The sequence below is a fragment of the Massilia sp. S19_KUP03_FR1 genome (assembly GCF_036688685.1).
In the GTDB taxonomy this organism is placed as follows: domain Bacteria; phylum Pseudomonadota; class Gammaproteobacteria; order Burkholderiales; family Burkholderiaceae_D; genus JALYUM01.
The window spans coordinates 101,414-109,331 of sequence record NZ_JAQQPS010000021.1; the positions used below are offsets into that span (position 1 = coordinate 101,414).

Here is a 7,918-nt window from a genome sequence, read left to right on the forward strand (position 1 = left end):
ACCTTAGCCTTGCAACTCGCGCAGCACGATCCGCAGCAGCCTGCGGCCTGCCTGGGTGAACACGCTTTCGGGGTCCGCCTCGATGCGTAAACGCCCGCGCTGCAATCGCACATCGCCCGCCACGCCGTGCACAGCGGGCGCACTCAAACGCACGCGGTGCAGCGAGGCCTTGGGCACCGCGCGGCCCTGACGATCGAGCGCCGACGGCAGCGGGCCACCGTGTACTGAGGCGAGCGCGAAGGGGGTAATTGCTTCGGCGGCCGCCGCCTCGATCGCGAGCACCTGTAATTTCAGTGGCGCCACACTGATGTCATCCGGATAAAAAACGGCGCGCGCGCCATGCTGCACCCGCAGCAGGTCGGCGTCCCCGATATAGCCTGTGACTTCCCGTCTGCCGCCTTGCAGCACCCGTCCGAGGGGCTGATCGCTGCGCACCCAGCGCCCGCGCGTCAGATTCGGCATCATGTCGACCACCACGCCGTCGGCAAGCGCGCGCAGTTCGAGTTGTTTTTCACGCTCAACGATGCCGCCCAACATGGCCATCGACTCGCCTTGCTCTTGCTCGAGAACCAGCAACTGGCTGCGATCGCTGGCGTCTCCCGCAATCCGTTCGACGCGCTCCTGGTTGAGCGTCTGCTGGGCGGTGGCCTCCAGCCTTTTGCGCTCGAGCTCTGTCGAGCGCAGGCGCAACAGGGTCTGCCCCTGTTTGACAGCGGCGCCGGGTCGCACCAGGACCGCCTCGACCAGCGCAATCTCCGGCGCCAGTAACACTTGCTCGTCCGCCCAGCCCAGGGTTGCCGCCGCGTCCACGCTATGGTCGAGCGGCATGAACAGCAGTGCCGCAGACAGTGCGGCCATGGCGCCGAGTGCCAGCAGACGGCGCGCTGAGGCGTGCTGCGGACCGCGCCGCCACGCCAGCAAGCTTGCGTGGATTGGCGCCAGCACCGTCCACCACAAGGTCAGCGCTGCCAGCACGATGCCAGCGGCCTGAAACAAATAGTCATAGGCGACCTGGGCAACCCCGAGGCCAGCGCCAAGGCGAAATACCCACACCGCAACCCCGAACGCCACCAGTGCAATCAGCGCGGGGCCATGTGCAGCGCCTGGCGCTGGCACGGCCGGCCCCAGCAAGATGCGCTGCAGCCACCAGGCGGCGTACTGCAAGGAACGCTGTTGCAGATTCGGGTAGCGCAGTAGGTCCGACAAGATGTAGTAACCATCGAACCTGCCTAATGGATTGAGATTGACCACCAGGGTTGTCAGCAGGCTCGACGTGGCGATCGCAAAACAGGCAGCGCGCAGCGGTCCATCCGGCAGCACGGCCCATGCCAGCAGGCAGGGGCCAGCTACCAGGGTTTCGGCCAACATGCCGGCCGCACCAATGGCGACGCGGGCGCCGCGGCGCGACAAGCGCGACGCGTCGCTGGTATCGGTGTAGAGCATGGGTATCCCGTAGGCCACCGACAGGCCCATGGTTGGCACCAGTGCGCCATAATGAACCGCGGCAAAAGCGTGACCTAACTCATGAATCAGCTTTAAACCCATCAGCGCTGCCGCAAAGACCAGCCAGTCTACCGGCTGGGAAAAATCCTGAAATGTAGCAAGAAATGCGTCCCATTGGCGCGATACGAGATACAGACCAAGTGCGGACGACAGCGCCCACAACACCAACAGCGGCACCGAACACAGCATGCGCAACAGTGGCAGCGCGCCCGACAGAAAGTACTGGGGTCGAATCAGGGGCATCTGCCAGCCCATCCAGCGGCGCAGCCAGCCCCCCAGGCTTGACTTGCCGGCGCGCTGCGCCATTGCCATCAGCGCGCGCGTATCGTCGCCAGGCCGGGCCTGCAGCAGTTGGTGCTCGCGCAGAAAATCACGCAATTGCTCGAACTGACTGACAAATTGTTTTCCATCACGGTCGGGGAAATTTTTGCGCCAGGCGCGAAGCATGGCTTCCCGATGGCCCAGCGGCCACAAGGCGAGCATGTCGGCATCGCCATCGGCGAGCAGAAAGCTACGCTGGCGCAACGGGTCGTCCAGCCGCCAGCTGAGGGCAGCGCCAGCGCCGACGCGCGTCAATCTGAGCTCGGGTCGCAGAACGGTAAGGGCTTGGTCGAATTTATCCATCTCGATTGTGCTCGATTTGCTCGCCTCAAAGTGCCAGTGTCTGGCGCAGAACCGACAATGGCCGGCGCAGCAACTGCACCGCCAGCGGCACATCGGGTCCGTGCAATCGGACCGTGCCGCGAGCGCCGATGCGCGGGGCCTGGCCCAATTCGGGATCCATCATGACCGTGTAAGCGGTATCGCCCCCCGGCAACACCCTGGGTGTATAAGTGGCGTAGCGAATGCGCGCCGGCAGTCCGCCCAGCGGAGCATTCTCGAGAAACACGTCAGCCCGATCGCCCTCCTTCAAGGGCAAACTGTTCGACGTGGACAGGTCGGCGCGTAAAGCCACGTGCGCCGGCGCGGCGACTTGCAAAATTTCTTCCCCGACCTGCACCGCACGCCCCTCCAGGTCGCGCCGGTCCGAGTACAACACCACGCCGTCGGCAGGTGCGCGAATAACAGTCCTGGCCAGCACTTCGACGGCATAGTCGTAGGTCACCTTTGCCAGTTCCTGTTCGGCGCGCGCGGCCGCCAATTCGTGCGCAGCCGTGGGATCCTGGAAAGCAGCCGCAGTGATGCGGGCGTTGCGCGCCTCCGCAACGGCCAGTCGTTGCTGTGACAGCAGCATCTCGTTGCGCGGTGCAACGTCCTCGAAATGGACCAGTAGCGCCCCCGCTTTCACCATGGTGCCAGGGGCAACGGCGATACGCTTGACGACCCCGCTGATCGGCGCGGTCATCACATGCGGCTGCGCGGCGACCACTTCGACAGGTGCCATCACGCTGAGCCGGACGGGCATGGCGCCCAAGGCGATCAGGACCAGCACGATCGCACCGGCTGTCCAGCGGCGCCGAATGGCCGGCAGTTGGCGCCGCCGGCGCCCGGCAATGGCGACCCAGGCATGACCGTAGGTCTCGCCCAGGCGCTTGAGCAATACCTGGGCGCCCGATTGGAATGGCAGTTCTTTGAGGAACAGAACACCCGCGTCGACCCGTTCATCGAGGTCCGGCAACGGCGCCCACAGCGCGTGTGAAAACGGCAGTTGCCGGATAGATGCAAGTTGCTCCTCGGCCAGTGCCACAGCGGCGGCAGCCGCGGCGGGTTCAAACGCGCCGACACTGTCCATCGCGCTGCGGCGGGCGATGAGCACGCCGAGAGCATGTAGCAAGGGCGTGTCGGGATCGCTCTTGTGCAAGCCAGAAACAGCAGCAGCGCGCCAGCTGCCGCCTGCACCTCGGCGGTAGACGATGGCCTGGTCATACGGTACCAGGCTGCGTACTTCGTTTACCAGATGCACCATCAATGCTCCCTCCTGCCGCAACTGCCGCACGTCCGCCTCGAATTGCAGCAGGCGCAACGCGGCGTCCGCGTTCGCAGATGGCGCCGGCTGGCTAGGGGGGGCTGTCTCGGCAATCTTCATTTCGCAGCCTGCCATTCCGACGCAGTGCCACTCATGCCAGGCAACACCCTGGCATCTGGCTTGGTGAACGTGGCGACGATTCGAATGGTGCGGCTAACCGGATCGACGCTCGGCAAGACACGCGTTACCCTGGCCGCCAGTTGCGCGCCGGTCTCGTCGACGCGAAACTGGAAACCGGTGCCGGGCACCAGCCACGCCAGCCACTGCGACGGCACGATCAGGTCAAGTTCGGTGCTGCCGGAGTCGACCACTTTAAGCAAGGGCGTGCCGGCCTGCACCGATTCGTACTGTCGTGCCGGACGGGCGGCGACGCGCCCTGCGAAGGGAGCCAGAATTTCGCACTGGCGCGCCTGAATGGCGAGCGCCTCCGCCTCCGCCCGGGCCTTGTCGCGCTGGGAAAGGGAAATCTGCAATTCATTTTTACCGATCGCATTGAAACGGTCGAGTTCTTCGTTCGTCTCCACTTGCTTGCTCTGCCCGTCCAGCGCCGCCGACGCCGCTCGCGCTTCGGCTAGCGGCCGCTCACAATCGAACAACACCAGCCTGGCGCCCTTCTTGAACGCCATGCCTTCGGCAAACGGCATCTCGTCGATGCGCGCGGAGATGCGCGCAGTCAAGGTCGCTTCATGCATTGCGCGCACCACACCGCGCGCAATCCCTCCCATCGGTGTGGTGCTGCGGACGACGGCAGGACCCTGGGCCATCGAGGCGGGCGCCAGCGCAGCGCTATTACGCGCCGTTTGAGCGCGGGCAAACGGCACCATCGCCATGATGAAATGGAGCGCCAGGACAGCGCGACTAATACGCTTAAAAATAATCATCTTGTTCCGTTTGTATGCGCATCAGGATTTGGGGACGTCGCGCGATGGCAAGCTGAAGGTCCGTTCGGTCCAATACTCTTGCAAGGACGCCGCCAGGGCAGCGACCGAAATGTCACTATTGGTGTCAACTTCGAAATTATCCAGCCCCATCGATGCATACAAGTTTGCATAGGCATTTTGTGCGTCCGAGTAAGCGACGTCATAACGGATTTCGGCCAGTATGTAATTCATCTCTTCGCGCACCAGCTGCTGCTGGCTGATCGCACGCGCCTTGAACGCTCCCTGCGCCTGCGTGACCAGGCGCAATTGCACCATTTGCGCCCGACTTGCAATGCCAAGCTCCTCGGAAAGGCGCAAGAAGCGCGAGCGTGCCACATAAATCTGGGTCATGATTGCCATGGCCAGCGCGAGGTCCCGCTGTTGCAAGGCGGCGCTTTCTGCCTCGATTGCCGCCTTCACCTTGGGATAGCGAAATGCCTCCAGCAGGTTCCAGCTGACGCGCGAGCTGATATTTAACCAATGCTGGTTGTAAAGGAAGTCGTTGCTGTCGTGATTTAATCCCAGTACGCTGCGCACGGAAGGCATGGCGCGCAGGTAGGCAATATCAATTTCTCCCCTGACGATACGCTGGCGGTACAGCGATTCGCGTACCTCTGGCCTGTAACGCAGCCCGGTCATCACCATCGCGTCGGCCGAACCCGGCAAACCTGGGACAAAATCGCTGCGATCCGGCAGATAAAGCTGGTAGCTCGTATCGGGCGCGAGGTTCATCAGTGCGGCCAGTTGGGTTTTCGACATTGCCAGTTCCCGCTGGAGGCGCTGGACTTCACCACTTACCTGGAGCAGATCGCGCTGGAAGCCTAACAGGATGCTGGGAGAAGCGATACGCCGCTGTTCGAGCTCTTCGGACTGACGCAATGCGCGCTTGGTCATCACCTCGAGGCTGGCCAGTTTTTTCGAGGTGCGGTCTGCACTGACCGCACGCCAATATGCGGTGCGCACATCTTCCAGGATACGATTGATTACCTTGCGCCTGCGCTCGACTGAAATAATCTGTTCGTCGGCCTGCTGCCGCTGCCGTGCGCGCGCCAGGCCGTAGTCCAGTACATCCCAACTGAGCATCAGGTCCGCACTGGTGTTGGCCTGTTCGCTGGAGGTAGACGGTTCCAGCGACTGCCTTCCGGTAAGCAACGATTTGCTGCGCGAGCCCGACTCATTGCTGCGATAAGTTCCGCCCATGCCGGCAACCAGCGTCGGCAACATGTCGGCGCTGCGCGCTTCCCCCTGTTTTATCCGCATGGCGATTTCAGCCAGCTCGATCTTCTGATCAAGATTATATTTGAGCGCCCTGGCCATCGCCTCGTACAGCGAAACGGGCGCCGTGATCATTTCCTCGGACTCAATCTGTTCGCGCAAGCGCTCCTGCAACGCGCTGGCGTTGCCGTCGAGATCAACACGCGCAGGGGCTGAAGAACAGCCAGCCAGGCCCAATCCACTCATTGTCAGCAGGGTCACGAGACATCGACGACGCGACTGCTTCCTCTCCGACAAAAGAAGCGAAGGATTAAGAATTGGTGTGCTGTTCATGATTGTCATGGATTTTTTTGCAACATCAGGTGTCGAACAAGGCGTTTCTCAGCGCATCGAGCTCGCGCTGTCTGGCAGTGAGCATCTCGAACAGTTGCTGCTGTACGCTAGCTCCGGTGGTGCCCGTCGATGGCACCTGCTCCGGTACAAACAGTGTGGACGACGCCAGGTCGGACGGGCGGACCGGCCCAATCGTGTCAAGTTCGGCGACAGGGGGAGAACCGTCTGCAGCGCTGGCTGGTGCTGCACTGGCAGAATCTGCCCCCATCCAACCAACTGTGAGTGGATCTCGATAACTCGCGCCAAGTTCTCCTATGATCGCCGCAATCGGACGCGCTGCAGCATCAATGCTCGTTGCCCGGCCCAGCGACTCGATGCCACCAATCGCATCGACCAGGGAACGGTTATTGCCAAGGTCGACGAGGCCATCGAGCGTCTTGACTGCGTTGATCGCTTCGAGCAGGACGATATCGACGTTGCCGCTCTGATAAACCCCGGAAGATGCAGGCTTATCCCCTGCATTTGGATTGCCTGCCTGGCCGCCATCCGCAACCGACACGGCAGGTGGCGGAACGATGGGCGCCTGCACACGCCACATTAAGTCAACGCTGGCCACGCCGCCCTGCCCGTCTGCTCCACTGACGGTGACGCTGTAATTGCCCTGTACGGTAGGTGTACCGCTGATGATGCCGCTGGCTGCGTCGATGGTCAGCCCAGGTGGCAGGCCAGCGGCGCTGTAGCTGAGTGTGTCGCCGTCGACGTCACTAAAAGCAGCGCCGGCGTTGAACGATACCGCCATGCCAGTGGTGTCGCTGTGATCAGCCAGCGGTGCGGCCTGCGGCACGTCGTTGACAGCAGCAATGGTCAAGCTGACCGTGGCCGTGGACACGCCGCCATCGGCGTCGATGACGCGGTAAGTAAAACTGTCGGCACCGTTATAGTTGGCTTCAGGGGTATACGTAAAACTGCCGTCGGCGGCGAGCAACAGCGTGCCATGTGCCGGTCCCGTGACAGGTGTAGTGTCGACCTGCAGGGCGTCGCCGTCCGAATCGCTGTCGTTGGCGAGCAGATTGCCCGATACGCTGGCGTCTTCCGCCAGGGTGGCGGCATCGGCCGCGCCGACCGGGCCGATATTGCTGGCTGTGAGCGTAAAGGCCTGGCTGGCGATGCCGCCGCGCCCGTCATTTGCGCTGACCACGATGGTGTACACGCCACCAGCGACGACACTCGAGGCGCTTGATGTCAGTGTGCCGGCGATGACGCCGGTGACGGCATCGATGCTGACTCCGTCCGGCAGGCCACTGGCGCTGTAGCTCAGGGTATCGCCATCGGCGTCGCTGAAAGCGGCGGCAGTGGCAATGCTGAGAACGGCGGCGTCGTTCACAGCCATCGCACTCAGGCTGCCTACAGGCGCTGGGCCATTGTTGGCTGGCGCCTGCACCCCCCACATGAAGCCGGCGCTGGCCACGCCGCCCTGCCCGTCCGCTGCGCTGACGGTGACGCTGTAGTTGCCCGGTACGCTAGGTATTCCGCTGATGACCCCGCTGGCTGCGTCGATGGTCAGCCCCGGTGGCAGGCCAGTGGCGCTGTAGCTGAGTGTGTCGCCATCGACGTCGCTGAAGGCGGCGCCGGCGTTGAACGACACGGCCACCCCGGTGGTATCGCTGTGATCAGCCAGCGGTGCGGCCTGCGGCACGTCGTTGACAGCAGCAATGGTCAAGCTGACTGTGGCCGTGGCGACACCGCCGTCGGCATCGACGACGCGGTAAGTAAAACTGTCGGCGCCGTTATAGTTGGCGTCAGGGGTGTAGGTAAAACTGCCGTCGGCAGCGATCAGCACCGTCCCATGTGCAGGCCCCGTGACCGGCGTGGTGTCAACGCGCAGGGCGTCGCCGTCGGCATCACTGTCGTTGGTCAGCAGATTGCCCGACACGCTGGCGTCTTCAACCAGGTTGGCGGCATCGGCGGCGCCAACTGGGCC

At 63.1% G+C, this 7,918-nt stretch carries 5 protein-coding genes; all 5 read right to left on the reverse strand.

Annotation, left to right across the window (positions count from 1 at the left end; translation table 11 throughout):
* Positions 1-3 precede the first annotated feature (3 nt).
* Complete coding sequence (locus V6M87_RS21480; RefSeq protein ID WP_332878704.1) at positions 4-2,127, reverse strand: HlyD family efflux transporter periplasmic adaptor subunit; 2,124 nt, start codon at positions 2,125-2,127, stop codon at positions 4-6.
* Between the two features lie 25 nt (positions 2,128-2,152).
* A complete protein-coding gene (locus tag V6M87_RS21485) occupies positions 2,153-3,409 on the reverse strand; it encodes an HlyD family efflux transporter periplasmic adaptor subunit (protein WP_332878705.1) in 1,257 nt (418 codons plus the stop codon).
* A 116-nt stretch (positions 3,410-3,525) separates the two neighbouring features.
* Positions 3,526-4,350 (reverse strand): efflux RND transporter periplasmic adaptor subunit, encoded by an 825-nt coding sequence (locus V6M87_RS21490; protein ID WP_332878706.1) that lies wholly within the window; start codon positions 4,348-4,350, stop codon positions 3,526-3,528.
* 21 nt (positions 4,351-4,371) lie between these two features.
* The gene (locus V6M87_RS21495; protein ID WP_332878707.1) at positions 4,372-5,946 is read right to left on the reverse strand and encodes a TolC family protein; all 1,575 of its coding nucleotides are present in this window, start codon (positions 5,944-5,946) and stop codon (positions 4,372-4,374) included.
* A 16-nt stretch (positions 5,947-5,962) separates the two neighbouring features.
* The coding region (locus V6M87_RS21500; RefSeq protein ID WP_332878708.1) for an Ig-like domain-containing protein at positions 5,963-7,918 on the reverse strand (1,956 nt) is incomplete at its 5' end.